The sequence below is a fragment of the Marivita sp. genome (assembly GCF_048006345.1).
Taxonomy (GTDB): Bacteria; Pseudomonadota; Alphaproteobacteria; order Rhodobacterales; family Rhodobacteraceae; genus Marivita.
Window position 1 is genome coordinate 2,226,988 of the sequence record NZ_CP180351.1, and the last position, 20,159, is coordinate 2,247,146.

General features: G+C 60.6%; 21 protein-coding genes. 12 read left to right on the plus strand and 9 right to left on the minus strand.

Annotated features, from left to right (window positions below):
• Positions 1-3: 3 nt before the first annotated feature.
• From ACMVPR_RS10955 to ACMVPR_RS10975, 5 genes are all read left to right on the plus strand, one after another.
• Positions 4-1,218: a 3-deoxy-D-manno-octulosonic acid transferase gene (locus ACMVPR_RS10955; RefSeq protein ID WP_416882912.1), complete on the plus strand. Its 1,215-nt coding sequence runs from the start codon at positions 4-6 to the stop codon at positions 1,216-1,218.
• A gap of 70 nt (positions 1,219-1,288) precedes the next feature.
• Complete coding sequence (locus ACMVPR_RS10960) at positions 1,289-1,723, plus strand: DUF1178 family protein (RefSeq protein WP_416882913.1); 435 nt, start codon at positions 1,289-1,291, stop codon at positions 1,721-1,723.
• Complete coding sequence (locus ACMVPR_RS10965) at positions 1,723-2,373, plus strand: SDR family NAD(P)-dependent oxidoreductase (protein ID WP_416882914.1); 651 nt, start codon at positions 1,723-1,725, stop codon at positions 2,371-2,373. Before ACMVPR_RS10960 ends, ACMVPR_RS10965 begins: the two co-directional genes overlap by 1 nt.
• The gene (locus ACMVPR_RS10970) at positions 2,370-2,819 is read left to right on the plus strand and encodes an SgcJ/EcaC family oxidoreductase (RefSeq protein WP_416882915.1); all 450 of its coding nucleotides are present in this window, start codon (positions 2,370-2,372) and stop codon (positions 2,817-2,819) included. The genes ACMVPR_RS10965 and ACMVPR_RS10970 overlap by 4 nt, the downstream gene beginning before the upstream one ends.
• An 81-nt stretch (positions 2,820-2,900) precedes the next feature.
• Entirely contained in the window at positions 2,901-4,139 is a 1,239-nt protein-coding gene (locus ACMVPR_RS10975) for an aspartate kinase (RefSeq protein WP_300582532.1), read from the plus strand.
• Positions 4,140-4,173: 34 nt separating this feature from the next.
• Here the strand turns inward: ACMVPR_RS10975 and ACMVPR_RS10980 are convergent, their stop codons facing one another.
• A complete protein-coding gene (locus ACMVPR_RS10980) occupies positions 4,174-5,562 on the minus strand; it encodes a DUF3179 domain-containing (seleno)protein (RefSeq protein ID WP_416882916.1) in 1,389 nt (462 codons plus the stop codon).
• Between the two features lie 263 nt (positions 5,563-5,825).
• On the opposite strand from ACMVPR_RS10980, the gene ptsP reads away from it, so the two are divergent.
• Positions 5,826-8,066 carry a phosphoenolpyruvate--protein phosphotransferase gene (ptsP, locus tag ACMVPR_RS10985; protein WP_416882917.1) on the plus strand — a complete coding sequence of 747 codons (2,241 nt, stop codon included), beginning with the start codon at positions 5,826-5,828 and terminating at the stop codon, positions 8,064-8,066.
• A 23-nt stretch (positions 8,067-8,089) separates the two neighbouring features.
• Here the strand turns inward: ptsP and ACMVPR_RS10990 are convergent, their stop codons facing one another.
• The 4 genes from ACMVPR_RS10990 to ACMVPR_RS11005 all read right to left on the minus strand — a co-directional run bounded on the left by ACMVPR_RS10990 (position 8,090) and on the right by ACMVPR_RS11005 (position 11,149).
• Positions 8,090-9,451, minus strand: coding sequence for a DUF4214 domain-containing protein (locus tag ACMVPR_RS10990; RefSeq protein ID WP_416882918.1), 1,362 nt, complete (start codon positions 9,449-9,451; stop codon positions 8,090-8,092).
• Between the two features lie 174 nt (positions 9,452-9,625).
• On the minus strand, positions 9,626-9,769 hold the full coding sequence (locus ACMVPR_RS10995; RefSeq protein ID WP_416882919.1) for a hypothetical protein: 144 nt from the start codon (positions 9,767-9,769) through the stop codon (positions 9,626-9,628).
• A 113-nt stretch (positions 9,770-9,882) separates the two neighbouring features.
• A complete protein-coding gene (locus ACMVPR_RS11000) occupies positions 9,883-10,632 on the minus strand; it encodes an EcsC family protein (RefSeq protein ID WP_416884648.1) in 750 nt (249 codons plus the stop codon).
• A gap of 31 nt (positions 10,633-10,663) precedes the next feature.
• The gene (locus tag ACMVPR_RS11005; protein ID WP_416882920.1) at positions 10,664-11,149 is read right to left on the minus strand and encodes a GNAT family N-acetyltransferase; all 486 of its coding nucleotides are present in this window, start codon (positions 11,147-11,149) and stop codon (positions 10,664-10,666) included.
• A 99-nt stretch (positions 11,150-11,248) separates the two neighbouring features.
• Between ACMVPR_RS11005 and ACMVPR_RS11010 the strand changes: the two genes are divergently transcribed.
• From ACMVPR_RS11010 to ACMVPR_RS11035, 6 genes are all read left to right on the plus strand, one after another.
• A complete protein-coding gene (locus ACMVPR_RS11010; RefSeq protein ID WP_416882921.1) occupies positions 11,249-11,854 on the plus strand; it encodes a flavin reductase family protein in 606 nt (201 codons plus the stop codon).
• Between the two features lie 77 nt (positions 11,855-11,931).
• Positions 11,932-12,282, plus strand: a complete 351-nt coding sequence (locus ACMVPR_RS11015; protein WP_416882922.1) for a Lin0512 family protein — start codon at positions 11,932-11,934, stop codon at positions 12,280-12,282.
• Positions 12,279-12,623 (plus strand): Lin0512 family protein, encoded by a 345-nt coding sequence (locus tag ACMVPR_RS11020; protein WP_416882923.1) that lies wholly within the window; start codon positions 12,279-12,281, stop codon positions 12,621-12,623. Before ACMVPR_RS11015 ends, ACMVPR_RS11020 begins: the two co-directional genes overlap by 4 nt.
• Before the next feature lie 60 nt (positions 12,624-12,683).
• Positions 12,684-13,568, plus strand: coding sequence for an S-methyl-5'-thioadenosine phosphorylase (locus ACMVPR_RS11025; RefSeq protein ID WP_416882924.1), 885 nt, complete (start codon positions 12,684-12,686; stop codon positions 13,566-13,568).
• A gap of 17 nt (positions 13,569-13,585) precedes the next feature.
• A complete protein-coding gene (locus ACMVPR_RS11030) occupies positions 13,586-14,209 on the plus strand; it encodes a LysE family translocator (RefSeq protein WP_416882925.1) in 624 nt (207 codons plus the stop codon).
• Between the two features lie 7 nt (positions 14,210-14,216).
• The gene (locus ACMVPR_RS11035) at positions 14,217-14,759 is read left to right on the plus strand and encodes an adenine phosphoribosyltransferase (RefSeq protein ID WP_292309346.1); all 543 of its coding nucleotides are present in this window, start codon (positions 14,217-14,219) and stop codon (positions 14,757-14,759) included.
• A 149-nt stretch (positions 14,760-14,908) separates the two neighbouring features.
• Here ACMVPR_RS11035 and ACMVPR_RS11040 read toward each other — a convergent pair whose 3' ends face one another.
• The 4 genes from ACMVPR_RS11040 to topA form a co-directional block, all read right to left on the minus strand.
• The gene (locus ACMVPR_RS11040; protein WP_416882926.1) at positions 14,909-15,535 is read right to left on the minus strand and encodes a CoA transferase subunit B; all 627 of its coding nucleotides are present in this window, start codon (positions 15,533-15,535) and stop codon (positions 14,909-14,911) included.
• 44 nt (positions 15,536-15,579) lie between these two features.
• Positions 15,580-16,650: a PAS domain-containing protein gene (locus ACMVPR_RS11045; protein WP_416882927.1), complete on the minus strand. Its 1,071-nt coding sequence runs from the start codon at positions 16,648-16,650 to the stop codon at positions 15,580-15,582.
• A gap of 23 nt (positions 16,651-16,673) precedes the next feature.
• Positions 16,674-17,378, minus strand: coding sequence for a CoA transferase subunit A (locus tag ACMVPR_RS11050; RefSeq protein WP_416882928.1), 705 nt, complete (start codon positions 17,376-17,378; stop codon positions 16,674-16,676).
• 166 nt (positions 17,379-17,544) lie between these two features.
• Complete coding sequence (topA, locus tag ACMVPR_RS11055) at positions 17,545-20,121, minus strand: type I DNA topoisomerase (RefSeq protein ID WP_416882929.1); 2,577 nt, start codon at positions 20,119-20,121, stop codon at positions 17,545-17,547.
• Positions 20,122-20,159 lie beyond the last annotated feature (38 nt).

Genomic DNA, 20,159 nt, shown 5'->3' on the forward strand with positions numbered 1-20,159 from the left:
GCCATGTTGTCATATCGCCTTCTCATGTCGCTCCTTGCGGGACGGGAACTGGTCGCGCGATTTTGGGCCCGGGACTGGACTGCGATCCGGGCGCGGTTGGGCCGAGTTACCCCAGCACGGCAGGTTGATCGCATCTGGCTGCATGCCGCGTCGAACGGGGAGCTTGCTTCGGCCCGTCCTGTCATCGACGCGCTGCTGACGCAGGGACGGCATCTGCTGATCACCGTGAACACCGACAGCGCGCTTGCGCTTGGCAACGGATGGGCCCTTGAACATACCTCTGTCACCCTTGCGCCGGTGGACCTGCCCGGCCCGACCCGCCGCGTCCTGCGGAACTGGCGCATCACGGCGCATATCACGCTCGAATCCGATCTCTGGCCGATCCGCATTCTCAACACGCCCGGTCCGGTGGTGGTGCTGGGCGGACGCCTCACGGCGCGATCTGCCAAGGGTTGGGCGAGGTTTGATGCGCTGGTGCGACGGGTGATAACGCGTGTAACCTATCTCTCCGCGCAGGACAGCGCTTCGGCCGACAGGTTTGTCACCGCCGGACTGCCAAAAACAGCGCTTGGCCCGGTGTTCGATCTCAAGGCGCTTTACACACCGCCACGTGATGCGCCCGACCGCGCACTGAGCCAAGCCTTCGACCGCACAAACACGTGGCTTGCCGCCTCGACCCATGAAGGTGAGGAAGAAACGATCCTCAGCGCGCACAAGGCCACCCTTCCCAAACGCCCAAATCTCAAGCTGATCCTTGCGCCCCGGCATCCAAAACGCGCCGAGGAGATCGCGCAGTTGATCGACGCACAGGGCCTGACCTTTGCCCGGCGCAGCGCGGGCGACAATCCGGCGATGGCACAGGTCTATCTTGCCGACACGCTGGGCGAGATGCACCTTTGGTACGCGCTGGCAGGAGTAACCTTTGTCGCCGGATCTCTCACGGATCGGGGTGGACACACACCCTATGAACCTGCCGCGTTCCAATCGGCCATTCTGCACGGTCCCGACACCGGCAATTTCCGCGCGGCCTATGACCGCCTTGCCGATGCAAAAGCCGCCATCTGCACGCCCGACGCCACCAGCCTCAGCGAAGCGCTGATCGCTATGGAGTCCGCTGAAAAACAGGCGGCATGGGGACAGGCGGCACGAAACGTGCTACATCAGGACACCGACCTGACCGGTTTGATGCACGACATCGCACGCGCGCTTGACGCTTGATGTCCCCCGGCAAAAGCTTATTTTTAACGGACTGACAACAAAACAGAAAAGACCCGTCGCAGGCATCTCAATGATCCAGTTCACCCTTAAATGCGCCAATGACCATCAGTTCGACAGCTGGTTCCAATCCGGAACCGCCTTCGACAAGCTGCACGCCTCGGGCATGGTCAGCTGTTCGGTCTGTGGCACCACGCAGGTGAACAAGGCGATGATGGCTCCGCGCGTCAGCACTGCCGAAAAAGCTGGGATGCCACCGGCCAAACCGACATTGACCGAACCGGCAAGCCCGGCAGAGCAGGCCTTGGCCGAGCTGAAGAAATATGTCGAAAAGAACTCGGACTACGTGGGCGGAGACTTCGCCAAAGAGGCGCGCGCGATTCACACAGGCGACGCGCCACAGCGCCCGATCTGGGGCGAAACCCGTGGCGATGAAGCCAAGAAACTGATCGAAGACGGAGTGCCAATCGCGCCCCTGCCCTTTACTCCGACACGAAAGTCCAACTGATGAACATCCTGATCACCGGTGCCAATCGTGGCATTGGCGCCGCCTTGCTTGCTGCTGCCCAAAGTCGGGGCGACACTGCCTTTGGCACCACCCGCAGCGCGGGGCACGACACGCTCTTGCCGCTCGACGTGCGTGATCCGGCAAGCTGCGCCGCCCTTGCGGACCGGCTCAAGGACACGCCCATTGACCTGCTGGTCTGCAATGCGGGTGTTTACCTGGAAAAGGGTATGCCCGCCGACAGCCTCACCGATACCCGGCTTTGGGCGGATACCTTTGCCACCAATGTCACCGGCGTTTACCTGACCGCAATGGCGTTCCTGCCGCACTTGAAACAGTCGACAACCCCGAAGCTGGCGATCATCTCGTCACAGATGGGGTCGAACACCCGCGCCAAGGGCCAGAGCTATATCTACCGGGCGTCCAAATCCGCAGCGCTGAACCTTGGACGCAACCTCGCCGTTGACCTGAAACCGCAGGGCATTCCCGTGGGCATCTACCACCCCGGCTGGGTTCGAACCGACATGGGAACCGATGCAGCAGACATCGGCACCGAAGACTCGGCACGCGGCCTTCTGCAACGCTTCGACGCGCTGTCGCTCGAGACAACCGGCTGTTTCGAGATGTGGAACGGCGACGCGATGCCGTTGTGACGGTCGCGGATCCCGCCGATTTCCCCAAAGCCTTTGCCGAAGCCTGGCACAGCCGCGATGGCAATCGCATCGGCGCGCTGTTTGCAGAAGACGCGGATTTCGTGAACGTGACCGGCCTCTGGTGGCGCAACCGGGCGGCAATCTCAAAGGCGCATGACTACGCGCTCAAGTCCTTCTTCCGCGAGACGACGCTGAAACCCGGCGTGACCACCACACGCCAGCTCGGACCGGACCACGCCATCGTACATTGCCGGTTCACTCTGTCCGGCCAGAAAGCGCCCGATGGAACAACCGCGAACGACCGCCAGACCATCCTGACATTCGTCCTGCACCGCACGGAAAACGGCTGGCAGGCGGTTGCGGCACAGAACACCGATGTGGTCCCCGGCAAGGAGACCCATGTCAACACCGGCAGCCTCACCGCTGTTGACTATCGGGACACGTAATCGGCCCACATCACGCCGCACTCTTGCGCGGCACCGCCACCCGACGTAAAGCACCCGCTGAGTCTGACCCGGGAGGCCAATATGCCCGTTCTCGTGATGAAATTCGGCGGAACCTCCGTCGCCACGCTCGACCGCATCCGTCGTGCGGCCAAACGCGTCGGCGTCGAAGTCGCCAAAGGCTACGACGTGATCGTCATCGTCTCGGCCATGTCCGGCGAGACGAACAAGCTGGTGGGCTTCGTCAACGAAACCTCGCCGCTCTTTGATGCGCGCGAATATGATGCCGTTGTGTCCTCGGGCGAAAACGTCACTGCCGGCCTCATGGCGCTGACGCTGCAGGAAATGGACATCCCAGCGCGCAGCTGGCAGGGCTGGCAGGTGCCGGTGAAAACCACGTCCGCCCATTCCTCGGCCCGGATCGAAGAGATCCCCACCGACAACATCAATCGCAAATTCGGCGAAGGCATGAAAGTCGCCGTGGTCGCAGGCTTTCAGGGCATCAGTCCCGAAGGCCGTATCACGACGCTGGGTCGGGGCGGCTCTGACACGACCGCTGTCGCCTTCGCCGCCGCTTTCGGCGCGGAACGCTGCGACATCTATACGGACGTGGACGGCGTCTACACCACCGATCCGCGCATCTGCGACAAGGCCCGCAAGCTGGATCGCATCGCGTTCGAGGAAATGCTGGAACTCGCCTCGCTGGGGGCCAAAGTGCTGCAAACCCGCTCGGTCGAACTTGCGATGCGGTATAAGGTGAAACTGCGGGTGCTCAGCAGTTTCGAGGAACAATCTGACGACGCAGGAACATTGGTCTGCGACGAGGAGGACATCATGGAAAGCAATGTTGTGGCCGGAGTGGCCTATTCCCGCGACGAGGCCAAGATGACCCTCGTCTCCGTCGCCGACCGCCCCGGCATCGCCGCGGCCATCTTCACCCCGCTGTCTGAGGCGGGCGTGAATGTCGACATGATCGTGCAGAACATTTCCGAAGACGGTCGCACCGACATGACCTTCTCCTGCCCCACCGATCAGGTGAAGCGCGCGGAAAAGGCGATGAGCGATGCCAAGGCCGCAGGCAAGATCAACTACCACGACATCGTGGCTGATACGGGCGTGGCCAAGGTGTCGGTTGTCGGCATCGGGATGCGCAGCCACACCGGCGTTGCCGCCAAGATGTTCCAGGTGCTGGCCAAAGAAGGCGTCAACATCAAGGTAATCACCACGTCCGAGATCAAGATCTCCGTGCTGATCGACCGGAAATACATGGAATTGTCCGTGCAGGCGTTGCACGACGCGTTCGAACTGGAAAAAGCGCGTTAAGCGGGGCTGCCTCCGCTCAACCTGCCCGAGGTCTTCACCCGGACCAAAGCTCCGTGTCCGGGTGAAATTGCGACCACGCAAACCAAAAGGCCTGATGGCTGCCGATATCCGCCCCATCGGCACCAACGGCCCGAATGCCCCCCGCATCAAGCTCCAAACGGATGTTCTCGAATGTGATGGACTCTCCGTTCCGCAGGGCAATCAACGCCGCGCTGCGCTGAAATGCGATGGGTTTGCCTGACGCGGTGATTGCGCCGATCACATCCTCATGTACGGGCAGTCGCGGATCGACATCCCCGACCGGGAAAATCGGGCCATTGGCATCGCGCCCGTTGCGGAAATCAAAGTCCCGTCCCAGCGCCAGCGCTTCGATCAGCACCGTGGTTTCGGGATGCTCCGCCTTCCACGATCCCCAATCGGTCGTGACCACCGTGGCTTGCTCCAGTCTGAGGCCCCGCTCGGCCAACGGCCCGGTCACGGCCTTGCCAAGAAAGGTGTCAAACACCGACGACGTCACCACGTCGTACATGACCTTGTTGGACCGGATCAAAAGGCCAGACGTGCGCAGAACAGGACGCTCGACCCCGTCCGGCATGCGGTCGGTGAAATACGCCTGAGCCGCACCACACAGCGTACAATACGGAATTCCCAGGTCCCGCCCGCCCAGCGTATCGTTCACCATTTCCCTTACTTCCATGATCTGCCGGGGATAGGCGCGATACTCGCCGTTCACTTCGATCCCGAAGACAATGTCGCTATCCTCAAGCCATGTGGCGTCCTCGGCAGACGAAACGGCGGGATTGTCCGCCGCAGGGATGCAGTTGCAGGGTGCATTTGCCTGGCCGTATGCCCGGTCGTCAATCAGGACACCGCCCCACGAGACATGCCGCCAGTCGATGTCGCCCTCGACAAACAAAGCGCGCCACTGTGGGACGACGCCTGTGAAAATGGCGCGTTTCACGCTCAGGTAATCGGGCGGCGCGGGGATGTCCCAGGCGATCAGATGATCCGTGATGATCCCCCAGTGATTTGACGTCGGCGCATCTATCTCCAAAAGGTGGGCGGCTGCAGTTCCAAGTGTATTGGCGAGGTTCCCACCAGTCACAAAACGCATCAGATCACTGATGATCCATGCAAGGCGCGGATCGCCGGATGCTGTGACCACCTCCAATGCCGCCTGCTGCTCCGGCCCCCAGGAGGACGAGGCGATGCTGTCCACAAAGGCCGTCTGGATCGCCGCCTTGAGAGCATCCGTCAGCGGCACATCCGCCACCTCCGGCGGTGTCCCGAAGGCGGCGATCACGTAGTCGGGCAATCCAGCCGGCTCCTCTGCCCGTGCGGGGGATGACGTGGCAACAAGAACCGCGGCCAGAGCAGCACAGAGAATCGAAGAACGCGGGATCGGGAATGTCGGTATCTTCATCGTCAGCCCTCATGGAAGCGGCGCAAAAACAGGTCTCTGCGCCAACTGTCCGTGCAAACGGCAAAACCGGCAAATCACGTTTGATTCACCATTTGGTGCACGATGTTCCGAGTTTTCGCACGGGATCCGCTATGATTTTGGCCTCAAACAGGATTCCACCCGAGGCGCCCATCGCATGACCCTGCGGCGACATAAGAATAGCCGCTTTCCCCGCTACCCCTCTGTGCCTATAAATGTGCCGGAACCATAAGGCAGTTGAGCGGATGCCAAACACATTCGAAAGCGAAAGCCGCAAGCTGCTCGGACGGCTGCGTGACACGATGGCTGACAAGGCTGCCGGTCAGGAGCGGCTCGACAAGATCACCCACCTCACTGCCGATTCCATGGGCACGGAAGTGTGTTCCATCTATCTGTTCCGCGACGAAGAAACGCTCGAGCTTTGCGCGACGCAGGGCCTCAACCCCGAATCCGTCCACCAGACCCGGATGAAACTGGGCGAAGGCCTTGTGGGTCGTGTTGCCCGCACCGGCAAGATCATCAACACCGCCAATGCACCCTCGGCCAAAGGTTTCCGCTACATGCCGGAAACCGGGGAAGAGATTTACTCGAGCTTCCTTGGCGTGCCGATCCAACGGCTCGGCGAAAAGCTCGGCGTTCTCGTCGTCCAGTCCAAGGAAGCCCGCGAATTCAGCGCTGACGAGATCTATGCGCTTGAAGTCGTCGCCATGGTACTGGCCGAGATGACCGAACTCGGTGCCTTTGTCGGGGAAGGGGCCGCCCTGCGCGCCCGCCACACCCAAGCCGTCCTGATCCGCGGCGTCACTGCACAGGAAGGCACCGCCGAAGGCCATATCTGGCTGCACGAACCGCGCGTCGTGGTCACGAACCTTGTCGGCGATGACCCCGAAAAGGAACGGACCCGCCTGACAGAAGCCGTGGAACATCTGCGCGTAAGCGTCGATCAGTTGATGGCGGTCGCCTCTGGTGACACTGAACAGGTGCAGGTTCTCGAGGCCTATCGCATGTTCGCCAATTCCAAAGGCTGGCTGCGCCGGATGGAGGAAAACATCGACCGTGGCCTGAGCGCCGAAGCTGCTGTCGAAAAAGAACAATCGGACGTGCGCGCCCGCATGTTGCAGGCCAATGATGCGTATTTGCGCGAACGCCTGCAGGATCTGGACGATCTGTCCAACCGCCTGCTCCGCATCCTGACCGGACAGGGCACGCAAACCGGCGCGGAGCTGCCCGAGAACCCGATCCTCGTCGCGCGCAACATCGGCCCCGGCGAACTGCTCGAATACGGCCGCCAATTGCGTGGGATCATCCTTGAGGAAGGCTCTGTTGGCAGCCACGCCGCCATCGTCGCCCGTGCGCTGGCGATCCCGCTGGTGATCGGCGCAAAACGCATCCAGAACGAGGCGCTGAACGGCGATCACGTCATGGTCGACGGCGATCAGGGCGTTGTGCACTTGCGCCCCGATGATACCGTCGTCAACGCCTTCCGCGACAAGATGGCGATGCAGGCCAAGGCGCAGGAACGCTACGCGTCGATCCGGGACAAACCTGCGACGACGCTCTGCGGCAAGACCATTCGCCTCGACATGAACGCCGGGCTGATGGCCGATCTGCCGTCACTGGAAAGCTCGGGTGCAGAAGGCGTGGGTCTCTTCCGCACCGAACTGCAATTCCTCGTCCGCAGCCAGATGCCCAAGCGCAACGAACTGGCAGCGCTCTATGCACGCGTGCTCGACGCCGCCAAGGGCAAACGCGTAGTCTTCCGCACGCTCGACATCGGATCGGACAAGGTGCTGCCCTACATGCAGGCGCAGGACGAACCGAACCCGGCCCTTGGCTGGCGCGCGATCCGCGTCGGGCTCGACAAACCGGGCGTGATGCGGATGCAGTTGCAGGCGCTCTTGCGCGCTGCCAATGGCCGACCGCTGTCCATCATGTTCCCCTTCGTGGCGCAGTACGAAGAATACACCGCTGCCCGCGCCGAGGTGGACAAGGCCATCGCACGTGAGAAAAAGCTGGGGCACCGCCTTCCCGAAAAGCTGGAAATCGGCGCGATGCTGGAAACCCCGTCGCTCGCCTTTGCATGCAAGAAATTCTACGAAGAGGTCGAGTTCCTGTCGATTGGCGGCAATGACCTCAAACAGTTCTTCTTTGCCGCCGACCGCGAGAATGAACGCGTCCGACGCCGCTATGACACGCTGAATGTCAGCTTCCTGACTTTCATCGAGGACATCATCAAACGCTGCGCCGACACCAACACCCGCCTGTCCTTCTGCGGCGAAGACGCGGGCCGCCCGGTCGAAGCCCTCTGCCTCGCCGCCATCGGTCTGCATTCCCTGTCCATGCGCCCCGCCTCTGTCGGCCCCGTCAAGCACCTGCTGCGGCGCTGCAACCTCGACGACGTGCGCAAGGTGATCCACGACGCACGCGATGCCGGGGAGCAATCGGTACGGCCTGCGGTGATGGAGTATCTGCGCGGGTTGAATTGAAAACGCTGCAAAACCGATGCGACTTAGCCCCAGACATCGAACCACGTGCCAAGTTCGGCTTCAGTTGTCATTTTGAATTCTGTGCTCTCTGAAAAACCGATGACAAGCTCGGCGCGGGTCACGCCCACGTCCAACGCATTTAGCCAGAACGCATACCCATCATTGTCCGGGGTCCTATCAAGGACATTCTGATAAATAGCTGTCAGGAAAGCCGCGTCTTCCAACAGACCGAACGTCTGCTGAAATTCGGGGGACAGGATGAACTGGTCCGCCATTTCGAACAGATCCAGCACATTTCGTTCCAGAAGCCCGGACCAGAAATGGAACCCCGCAGGATCAGGCGCACGGTCGAAGATCGCGTCATAAAGCCGAAAGACTGCTCCGTCGCTGATCGACATTTCAACACCTGACCCGTTGATCGGAGGCGGGGTGTCATAGGCAGATGTCGGCGACAACATGGGTATCAAACCGTACCGCGGGGCATAACTCGTTAGGAAGTCTTGCTCTTGCAGAGCACTCAAACTGGTTGCCCACTCGACTGCAAAAAATTCGACTGGTTCATACTCCCCTTGTCGGGAATAGTTGTCAGCTGCATCAGGCCATGGATTGACAGTTGCATCAGGCAATGGAACTGTAGAAGCTATATACGTGTTTTCTATCATCAGGCCATCGAGGGCATTTCTCAACGTGACGAAACCCGGATAGCTTCCAGATGAATCTGAGTCGAATTTGAGGTATGCACCTCCATTGACAACAATATAGGCATTGGGATCGATTGCCCGAATCTCCGAAGTTACTGTGTTAACAAGGTCGATCATATCCCTTGCAAACGGCTCAGCTTCTTGCTGGGTCAAATCGCCTTCGCTCGTTGTTCGATTTTGCAGCGCCGCCTCGTAATAGCGCCCAACATCGTCAAGGAAGATGCCACCGTACCCGGCCTCGATCAAGGTGACCGCCTGATCAATCACAATAGACTGCCAATCCATGTCGCTGTAGTCGACGATGAATCCATACGTCCCGTCTCCATTCACTTCAGGACCTTCTGCAGTACCAAAGTTATCGTCTAACCAAGCTGGAGCAGATGGGTTTATTGTGCCGAAATCGAGATCATTTTGATCGTCTTCCGATGGCGTAACCCAGTCGTCCTGCCAATACGTGCGATTGAAGTCGGGGACAGCTACGTTCACATAACCGATGACGGTCTGACCGGCTTGTTTAAGCGCTTGCAATTCTTCCATTGTCAGGGACGGATTGACACCCTCAGTTCTGGATGTATTTCCGGACTCGAGAATAACCAGGTCAATTCCAGAATCCCTGATGTCGCGGTACAAACCGCGAGGATCTTTTACTGAGAGATAAAGCCAAAAATCAGAAATATCACGCATGGCAGCACTACCCATAATTGCACTTCAAACACACTTCACCACACAATGGGGATTTGACAAAAGCTCTTGTGTCAACAGAATTTGTGGTTACCATCCAACCCTTTGCACGCAACGCGCCGGATCAATAAGTCTTTGGTGAAAAAATGTACGCCTTATAGTATCTTGCAGGCAGCATTAGGTCTTCAACCAGTACTTTTTGCCACCACACCCCAACAGCACGCCCCAGCCATTCTGGCTGACCAAAGCCGGGTTTTCCGACCCGCGTGCTGTCAGAGCCTGTGAGGCGAACGGGTGCGCAATGGTCCGGTGCCGGATCATGATTGGATCACGACGCCCCGTCCGCTCATGCCCCCGAGTTCAACCGGGAACAAATGCAGAATCCGCCATTAACGTTAAGATAGGGTGAACCGCTCGGACGATTTACGCCAAATTCAGACGGTTTTCACCGCGCGGCGCAATTCCTCGACCAGCAGGGTCTCGGACATGCCGGTGTCAATCGCCAGCCGCCGCAGCCCGAAATGCACGTGGGCCATTTCCTGATAGTAGCTGGTATAGGCATAGTTCGTCGCCGCCCCGGCGGCCGCCCCAAGGATCGGCACGGTCTGCGCGGCCAGCTTCTGCCCCAGCACCGTCGCCAGTTTGGGGGCCACCGATTTCATGATCCCGTGCACCGCCGTCCCGGTCAGTGTCACCCGTGTGGTCAGGAACGCCATGTTCGCCCCGTCGTCATCGGCCAAAGGTCCGGCGCTTGCGAACACGGTCAGGCAGTCTGCCAAAACGTCAGGATCGTTGGGATCAAACTCATACTCCGCCGCGATGCCCTGAATGGCGCGGAGCAAAACAGTCGTCGTCACCGGCAGTTCCGCCAGCGCCGTCGGCAGCCCACCTGCCCCGCCAACAGCCCCCATGGCGGTTGTCAAAGCTGTGTTCAGCCAGCCCTTCTGGTCCGGCACCACCCCGCGCGACTGTTTCGCCGCTTGCATCGCCACCTTCAGCGCGCGCTCGGTCGCGTTTTCAAGACCAAGCTTCACCGGTTGCGGCAACCGTTCGAGCAGGTTCTCGGCCCCGCCCCCAATCATGTTGAGCACCTGCAGGCCCACCCCTCCCGCTGCCTTGTGGCGGCGGGCAAGCTGGATGATCGCAGTCTGAGTATCAAGCGGCACGAGATCGGTTCCTGTCATACCGTACAAGTGGGGACGTTTTCCGTACGGTTCAAGCGTCGCGCTGCACGATACCCGTCACACCGTCCCAGGCACCCGGCTCCAGTTCCAGCGCCAGAACGCGGTCGGGGTTGGTCGGTGGCGGCATCTCGACCCCGTCGATCTTCCAGAAGCCAAACCGCTGGTAATAGGGCGCATCCCCCACCAGCAACACCCGCGCCCAGCCCTCGGCCTGCGCCTGTGAAAGACTGTCCCGGATCAGCGCACCGCCCAACCCTTCGCCCTGTGCCGTAGGGTGTACGGCAACCGGGCCAAGCAACAGAACCCTCTGCCCCGCCACCCGCACCGGCCAATAACGGATCGCACCGCCCAGCATCCCCTGATCGTCCCGCGCCACCCGACTCAGGCTGGCCACAGGCGGGATGTCGTCCCGAAGACGGTACGACGAAAGCGCCTCGCGACCCGGTGCGAAACACAGGTCGTAGAGGGCTTCGACCTCCCACCAGTCGTCTTTGGTTTCCGGTCTCAGGGTGAACATAGAACCGCTCTTCGTTGACGTGCTGCACACCCCCGTGCATTCCGCTGCGAAACCGCCTATCACGCAGGGAAACAATCGGCAAACAGGGAGCTTGCCCAGATGTTCTATCGCCCCGAAGACGGCCACGGTCTGCCGCACAACCCGTTCAACGCCATCGTGACCCCCCGCCCCATCGGCTGGATCTCGACCCGAGGCAGCGACGGGCAGGACAATCTTGCGCCCTATTCGTTCTTCAACGCCGTGGCCTACGTCCCGCCGCAGGTGATGTTCGCCTCCACCTCTGCCAAGGAAGATCGCGGCGACACAAAGGACAGCGTGGCGCAGCTTCGCGAGACGGGCGTGTTCGCCGTCAACATCGTCGAATACGCCATGCGCGACGCGATGAACCTGACCTCTGGCGCATGGGATCGCGACGTGGACGAATTCGCCCATGCGGGCATCGACAAGGCCGAGTGCGACACGATCAATTGCCCCCGCGTGGCGGGTGCGCCCGCCACGCTGGAATGCAAGCTGACCCAGATCGTCAAACTGCCCGGAGAGGCCAATTTCGCGGTCTTCGGCGAGGTCACAGGCATTCACATGCGCGACGACTGCGTCGTGGACGGTGAATTCGATGTGCTCAGCTTCAACCCGCTCACCCGCATGGGCTACCGCGACTATTCGGTGATCCGCGAAAAGTTCAGCCTGAAGCGCCCGGGAGAATAGGTCACGTCTTGCACCCTATTGTTTCGCGCGCGAAACATTGGGTCCGATCCGGTCCTTTAGCAAAAGGTTAACTCGATATGCCCGTCAAACGTCTGCTGACCGAATTCGGCATGGGCTCGTCCCTGCGCCGACAGGATTACACAGAAGCCGCGTCCCGCGCTGTGCGTGACGCACTCTGGCACAATTCGATCAACCTCGCGGAGCTTTACGGCAAAGACAAATCCGACATGCGGATCACTGTCGAGGTCGGCGTCCAAAACCCCGACGCGCTCGACACCGATACAATCGCAGCGATCTTCCCTTATGGCCAAGTCACTGTAATTGCACGTAAAGGCGGCCTCGATGTGCCGCGCAGCGATGGCGGTAAGCCGACAGTGATCGCCAATGTCGCCATCTCGGTGGCACTCGATCTGGAGGGCGTGGCATGAGCGACCAGCGCTTCATCATCGAAATGGGCATGGGCAATGATCAATACGGCATGGACTACACCAAGGCCGCCGCCCGCGCGATCGAGGACGCGATCCGCCATTCCTCCATCCCGCTGTTCGACGCCACCGGCCTGCCGCACGACCAGATGCGCGTTCAGGTGACGGTGGGCGTGGCGGAACCCGACAAGGTGGATTGCACGGAACTCGCAAAAGGCCTGCCCCGTGGTCGCGCCACGGTAACAGCGGTCGAAGGCGGGCTGAACGTCACCAACCCCGATAGTGGCGCCACGCTGGTGATCGCAACCGCCGCGGTCGAAGCCTTTTTGCCGCGTCAAGGCTGACCCCGCTTGATGCAGGCGGTCCGTGCTGCAAGACTGCGCTGAACCGGATCGGAGGCGCATATGGCAAGCCGCAAACTGGGTGTGATCGGCGGATCGGGGCTTTACGCCGTGGACGGGCTGCAAGACGCCGCATGGCACACCGTGGACACCCCTTGGGGCGCGCCGTCGGACCAGCTCTATTGCGGCACTCTGGATGGGCTGGACATCGTGTTCCTGCCCCGTCACGGGCGCGGCCATGTGCACAGCCCGTCGGACGTGCCCTACCGCGCCAATATCGACGCGCTCAAACGGCTTGGGGTGACGGACGTGATCAGCGTCAGCGCCTGCGGGTCGTTCCGTGAAGAGATGGCGCCGGGCGATTTCGTCATCGTAGACCAGTTCATCGACCGCACCTTTGCCCGCGCCAAAAGCTTCTTCGGCACCGGCTGCGTGGCGCATGTGTCGGTGGCCCACCCGGTCTGCGGGAGCCTCGGCAAGACCTGTGCCGAGGCCGCGCGTCAAGCCGGCGTCACGGTACATAAAGGCGGCACCTATCTTGCGATGGAAGGCCCGCAATTCTCCACTCTGGCGGAGTCCAACCTCTACCGTGATCAATGGGGCTGTTCGGTGATCGGCATGACCAACATGCCCGAGGCGAAACTCGCCCGGGAGGCAGAGCTGTGCTATGCCAGCGTGGCGATGGTCACCGATTACGATTGCTGGCACCCCGGCCATGACGCGGTCGAGGTGACAGACATCATCCGCGTTCTGACCGGCAACGCTGACGCCGCGCGACGGATGATCAAAGCGCTGCCAGCACTGTTGGGCACCGATCGCCCGCCCTGCCCCCAAGGCTGCGACACGGCGCTGGAACACGCGCTGATCACCGCGCCCGAAGCCCGCGACGCGGAGATGATCAAAAAGCTGGACGCGGTTGCAGGCCGCGTGCTTTCTGGGCGCACATGATCCAAGGCTGACCCGATATGAGCATAGACCTCTGGCTGACCTTCGTCGCCGCCTCCACCGCCCTTCTGCTGATCCCCGGACCGACCGTTCTGCTGGTGCTGTCATACGCCCTCAGCCAGGGCAAGCGCGTCGCCATCGCCTCGGCCAGCGGCGTCGCCTTGGGTGATTTCATCGCCATGAGCCTCTCGCTCGCCGGTCTGGGTGCGCTGGTGCTGGCCTCGGCCACGCTTTTCACCGTGCTGAAATGGGTCGGCGCCATCTACCTCGTCTGGCTGGGTATCAAACTACTGCGCTCTGCGCCCAGCGCCGCCCTTCCAATCACTGCACAGACCGTCGAGGCGCGCTCGGTCTTCGCCCATGCCGCCTTCGTCACAGCGTTGAACCCGAAATCCATCGCCTTCTTCATCGCCTTTGTGCCACAGTTCATCACGCCCAGCGCCCCGCTCCTGCCGCAATTCGCCATCCTCATCACCACCTTCGTCACGCTGGCCGCATTAAACGCCTTCGCCTATGCTCTGGCCGCCGACCGTCTGCGCGGCTGGATCGGGCGCGAGAGCGTCATCGGCTGGCTGACCCGTGCCGGAGGGGCCACCCTGATCGCCATGGGGGCGCTGACCGCCCTTGCCCGTCGCACAAACTGAGACTGACATGACCAAGACCACGAAAACCGTCAAAGACTACATCCGCACCATCGTCGACTTCCCGCATGAAGGGATCATGTTCCGCGATGTCACCACGCTTTTCGCCGATGCGCGTGGGTTCCGCATGGCCATCGACCAGTTGCTTCACCCTTATGCCGGGGTCCGCTTCGACAAGGTGGTGGGGCTGGAAGCACGCGGCTTCATCCTCGGTGGCGCGATTGCGCACCAATTATCCGTAGGATTCGTGCCAGTGCGCAAAAAGGGCAAGCTGCCGGGAGCCGTGATCTCGGAAGAATACACGCTTGAATATGGCGAGGCGGTGGTCGAGATCCACGACGACGCCATCCAACCGGGCGAAAAGATCCTGCTGGTCGATGATCTGCTGGCCACGGGCGGCACGGCAGAGGCCGGGCTGAAACTGATCGAACGGCTGGGCGGCGAGGTGATCGGCTGCGCCTTCATCATCGACCTGCCTGATCTTGGCGGCCGCAAAAAGCTTGAGGCGATGGGCATGGACGTACACGCACTCTGCGCCTTCGAGGGGCTCTGAACCACCCCTGCTTCTTCTTTTTCCAAATATGCTGGGGGTTTGGGGGTGAAACCCCCAAGGCCGCCGGTCAAAACCAGCGCTGCCTTTGACGAAAAAGGGCGCAATCCTTCGAAGGATTGCGCCCGAATTTTTGAAAATTCGGTCCTGCCTCAGACGATGGTGGCCTCGGTTGCGGCCCGCAGTTCATCCTCGGTCACGCCATCCGCGGTTTCGACGATTTTCAGACCGCCCTCGACCACGTCAAACACACCCAGATTGGTGATGATCCGGTCCACCACGCCAGCACCGGTCAGCGGCAGAGTGCATTCCTTGAGCACCTTGCTGTCGCCGTGTTTGTTGGTGTGATCCATCACCACCACGACACGGCCAACACCTGCAACGAGGTCCATCGCGCCGCCCATGCCCTTCACAAGCTTGCCCGGGATCATCCAGTTCGCCAGATCGCCTTTTTCGTCCACTTCCATCGCGCCCAGGATCGCCATGGCGATCTTGCCGCCGCGGATCATGCCGAAAGAGGTGGCGCTGTCGAAATAGCTGGTATGGGGCAGTTCGGTGATCGTCTGCTTGCCCGCGTTGATCAGGTCAGGGTCTTCCTCACCCTCATAGGGAAACGGGCCCATGCCCAGCATTCCGTTCTCGGACTGAAGCGTCACTGTCATGCCCTCGGGGATGTAGTTCGACACGAGCGTCGGGATGCCGATGCCCAGATTGACATACATGCCGTCCTGCAATTCCTGCGCCGCGCGAGCAGCCATCTGGTTGCGATCCCATGCCATAGTGGTCTTTCCTTTGTTTGCCGTGAACGCCGCGTGCTGCGGCCTTATCCCTTGAAATCCGTGAAACCGACGGGGACGTCGATCATGATCACTGTACCTGCCGCGCCGCGCACGACATTGAGCGTGCCATCCAATCCTTCCAGCAGGGAGGACACCAGTCGCCCACCGACGGAATTGATTGACGGAAAGGACATCTTGCGCGGGATGCCCACCCCGTCATCCGAGATGGTCATGCGCAACCCGCCAGCAGCAAGGCGGTTGACGCGCAATTCCAGATAGCCCTGATCCAAACCGTCAAAGGCGTGTTGAAACGCGTTCGACACAAGTTCGAAGGTGATCAGCGCCATGCGAATCGCGGCGTCGAGGTTCACCTCCAACGGTTCGACCAGAGACACAAAGCGCACGCCGGGGCGGCCTTCGTTATGGGCGATGGTGTGCGAAATGCGGGACAACAGCGACCCAAGGTCGATCCCGTCGCGGTTCCATTGCTCATCAGCGAGCTTCATCTCTTCATAGACGAATTGCAGGCATTCCAGCCGTCGCGGCAGCACGTCCAACATCCGCAATTGGCGTTTTCGAGCCTCTGGCGAGAGAGCACCGTCTGCTTCCGCATTGTCCACCAGCGAATTGACGATCAATCCAAGGTCCTGACCGACCCGCGAACACACGGTGTCGAGGTGCAGGCGCGTCGCTTCGGACGCACGGTCCTTTTCGTCGTCGCGCAGTTCCTTCTGAATACCAAGGAAATAGACCGGTTTGCCCAAACCATCACTGATCGGTGCAATCAACAAGCGGTTCATGAACGCTTCACCCGTGGCGCGGTAATTCAGGATGTCGACGCTGACATCCTCACCGGCCTCGATGGCGTTGCGGATCATCTGCACCGCTTTCGGGTCGGTGTCCGGCCCCTGCAAGAAACGGCAGTTGCGGCCAATCACGCGCGACCGCTGATAGCCTGTGGTCCGTTCGAACGCATCGTTGATGTAAACGATCGGATTGTCGTCGGAATTCGGATTGGTGATCACCATTGCGACGCTCAGCCGGGAAAAGCCAGCCAGAGCCTGGCTGTCGTCCAGGACAGAGGTCAGTTTTGGTTTCTCAACAGATCGTTCCACGGCGTTTCGTATCGTTTCCTGTCTTAGGCTGCGGGTCTTGGACGGGTTGTGCGCTGTTCGATGCGCTTTTCATGCTCGCCTTGAATGATGCGATGCACATAGATACCCGGCAGATGGATGTGATCGGGGTCAAGCTCGCCCGGCTGGACGATTTCTTCGACTTCCATGATGCAGACCTTGCCGCACATCGCAGCAGGCGGGTTGAAGTTACGGCCCGTCTTGCGGAAAATCGCGTTCCCGGTGGTGTCGGCTTTCCAGGCTTTGACGATCGACAGGTCAGCAAAGATCCCCTCTTCGAGGATATAGGTCTGACCGTTGAATTCCTTGTGTTCCTTGCCTTCCGCGATCACCGTTCCGACGCCGGTCTTGGTGTAGAATCCGGGAATGCCGGCACCGCCGGCGCGCATCCGTTCTGCCAGCGTGCCTTGCGGATTGAATTCCAGTTCCAGTTCACCGGACAGATACTGGCGCATGAATTCCGCGTTCTCGCCGACATAGGAACTGATCATCTTCCTCACCTGACGGGTCTGAAGCAGAATGCCGATGCCAAAATCATCAACGCCTGCATTGTTGGACGCGAAGGTCAGGTCCTTGACACCGCTGTCGCGGATCGCACTGAGCAACAATTCGGGAATGCCGCTCAGACCAAAGCCGCCAGCCGCGATCAGCATGCCGTCCTTCAAAACGCCCGCAAGCGCCTCGGTTGCTGATCCATAGACCTTTTGCATCGCGAAAATCCCCTATTGTTCAACGCACCGCTGTTTTGGCGCGTCAGCGCACCCGAGTCAACGATGTCCGGGCAGCCGACGGCCTGTGTCAACTGCGCGCATCATGTGCAAAATTGCTGTGTTTCAACGCGACACTGGCTCCGCACGACGACGCGACCCACATGTCTCAGGATTTCTTGGCTGCCGCCTTTTTCTTGGCCGCCGGTTTCTTTGCCGGTGCCTTTTTCTTGCTGCCTGTCTTCGAGGATTTCTCCGCGATCAGCGCAAGAGCCATCTCCATGGTGACGGCATCGGGTTCGACATCCTTGGGCAGGGTTGCATTGACCTTTTCCCATTTCACATAGGGGCCATAGCGGCCTTCCATAACCGCGATCTGACCGCCCTCCTGCGGATGTTCGCCTAGTTCCTTGAGCGGCTTTGCCGCCGATCCGCGGCCGCGGCCGGGATTTGTGCGTTTCTCAGCCAGTAGCTCGACAGCGCGGTTCATGCCGATCTCGAAAACGTCCTGAAAGTCCTTGAGGTTCACGTAGATCGGTTTCGTCTCATCAGGCAGCTGGTGCATGATGAACGGTCCGAACCGTCCGAGGTTGGATTTCACCTCTCCGCCATCGGGATGCATGCCGACCACGCGCGGCAGGGTCAGCAGCGTCACCGCCTTTTCCAGGGTCACGTCATCGGGCGACCAGCCGGGCAGGAAATCGCCCTTGGCCTTTGGCAGGCTGGCTCGCGGCGGTTTCTTGTTTTCCGGCGTCGCTTCGCCTTGCTGGACGTAAGGGCCGAACCGGCCGGATTTCAGCCAGACCTCTTCGCCCTGATGTTCGCCGAGCATACGCTCGTCCCCTTCGGCGCCTTCACCGGCGATCGGGCGGGTATAGGTACATTCAGGATAATTGCCGCAGCCGACAAAGCCGCCCGTGCGCGACGTCTTGAGGTGCAACTGACCCAGCCCGCATTTCGGGCAAACGCGCGGATCGCTGCCATCGTCGCGGGGCGGGTAGAGTTGCGGCGCAAGCGCCTTGTCCAGAACATCCAGCACTTCGGTGATGCGCAGATCGGACGTTTCGGAAATGGCTGCCGAAAAGTCACGCCAGAACCGCTTGAGCAGTTCCTTGTAGTCCTTCTCTCCCGCGCTCACATCATCCAGTTCGTTTTCCAGCGCGGCCGTGAAATCGTATTCCACGTAGCGCTTGAAGAAATTGAGCAGGAAGATCGTCACGATCCGGCCCTTGTCCTCGGGGATCAGGCGGTTCTGTTCCTTGCGGACATATTCGCGGTCCTGGATCGTCGTGATAATGCTGGCATAGGTCGACGGGCGTCCTATCCCAAGCTCTTCCATCCGCTTGACCAGCGTCGCCTCGGTGTAGCGGGGCGGCGGCTGTGTAAAGTGCTGATCCGGGGTGATGCTGCGCTTTTCGGCCTTTTCGCCCTGCATGATCTGCGGCAGGCGCTTGTCTTCGTCATCGACCACGGCATCGTCGCGGCCTTCTTCGTAGACTCGCAGGAAGCCATCGAACAGAACGACCTGTCCGGTGGCGCGCAACACGACCTGACCGTCTGCGCTGCCCACATCGACCGTGGTGCGTTCGAGCCGCGCCGATTCCATCTGGCAGGCCAGGGTGCGTTTCCAGATCAGGTCATAGAGCTTGCGCTGATCTGCTTCGCTGATCTTGAGGCTGGCGGCGTCCTTGGTCATGTCTGTTGGACGGATGCATTCATGCGCCTCTTGCGCGTTCTTGGCCTTGTTCTTGTAGATACGGGCCTGTGCGGGGACATACTCGGCACCATAGCGATCCTTGATCGCCGCGCGCGCCTGATCGACAGCTTCCGGTGCCATGTCGATGCCGTCGGTCCGCATATAGGTGATGTGACCCGCCTCGTAGAGCCGTTGCGCCGCGTTCATGCACTGGCGCGCACCCATGCCGAATTTGCGGCTGGCCTCTTGCTGCAGTGTGGAGGTCATGAAGGGTGCGGACGGATTGCGGGAGGCGGGTTTCGCCTCGACCGACTGAACCGTCAGATCGCGGCTGGTGATCGCCTGAACTGCCAGCTCAGCCTGAGTTTCGTTTTCAAGGTCGTAGCGATCCAGCTTCTTGCCAGCCAGAACCGTCAGCCGTGCCTCGTATTCCTGACCGCGCGGGGTCGAAAGCAGCGCTTTGACCGACCAGTATTCACGGGCACGGAATGCCTCGATTTCCATCTCGCGTTCGACGATGAGCCGCAGGCAGACCGACTGCACGCGCCCGGCGCTGCGGGCACCGGGCAGTTTGCGCCAGAGCACCGGCGACAGGTTGAAGCCAACAAGGTAATCGAGCGCGCGGCGCGCCAGGTATGCATCCACCAACGGAATATCGATATCACGCGGGTTGGCCATGGCTTCGGTCACGGCAGCCTTGGTGATGGCGTTGAAGGTGACGCGTTTGACGTCAGTGCTGGCCTTGATCGACCGGCGTTTGGTCAGCGCCTCTTTCAGGTGCCACGAGATCGCTTCGCCTTCGCGATCAGGGTCGGTGGCGAGGATCAGCGCGTCGTCGGATTTGAGCGCTTCGGCGATGGCGGCGACGTGTTTGCGCAACTCGGCTGCGATTTCCCACGTCATGTCGAACCCGTTTTCGGTATCGACCGATCCGTCTTTGGGTGGCAGGTCGCGCACGTGGCCATACGATGCCAGAACGGTGTAGTCAGACCCCAGATACTTGTTGATCGTTTTGGCTTTTGCCGGGGATTCGACAACGACAACTGGCATGTAATGAACACCTCTCCTACCGTTCCAAGATCATCTTG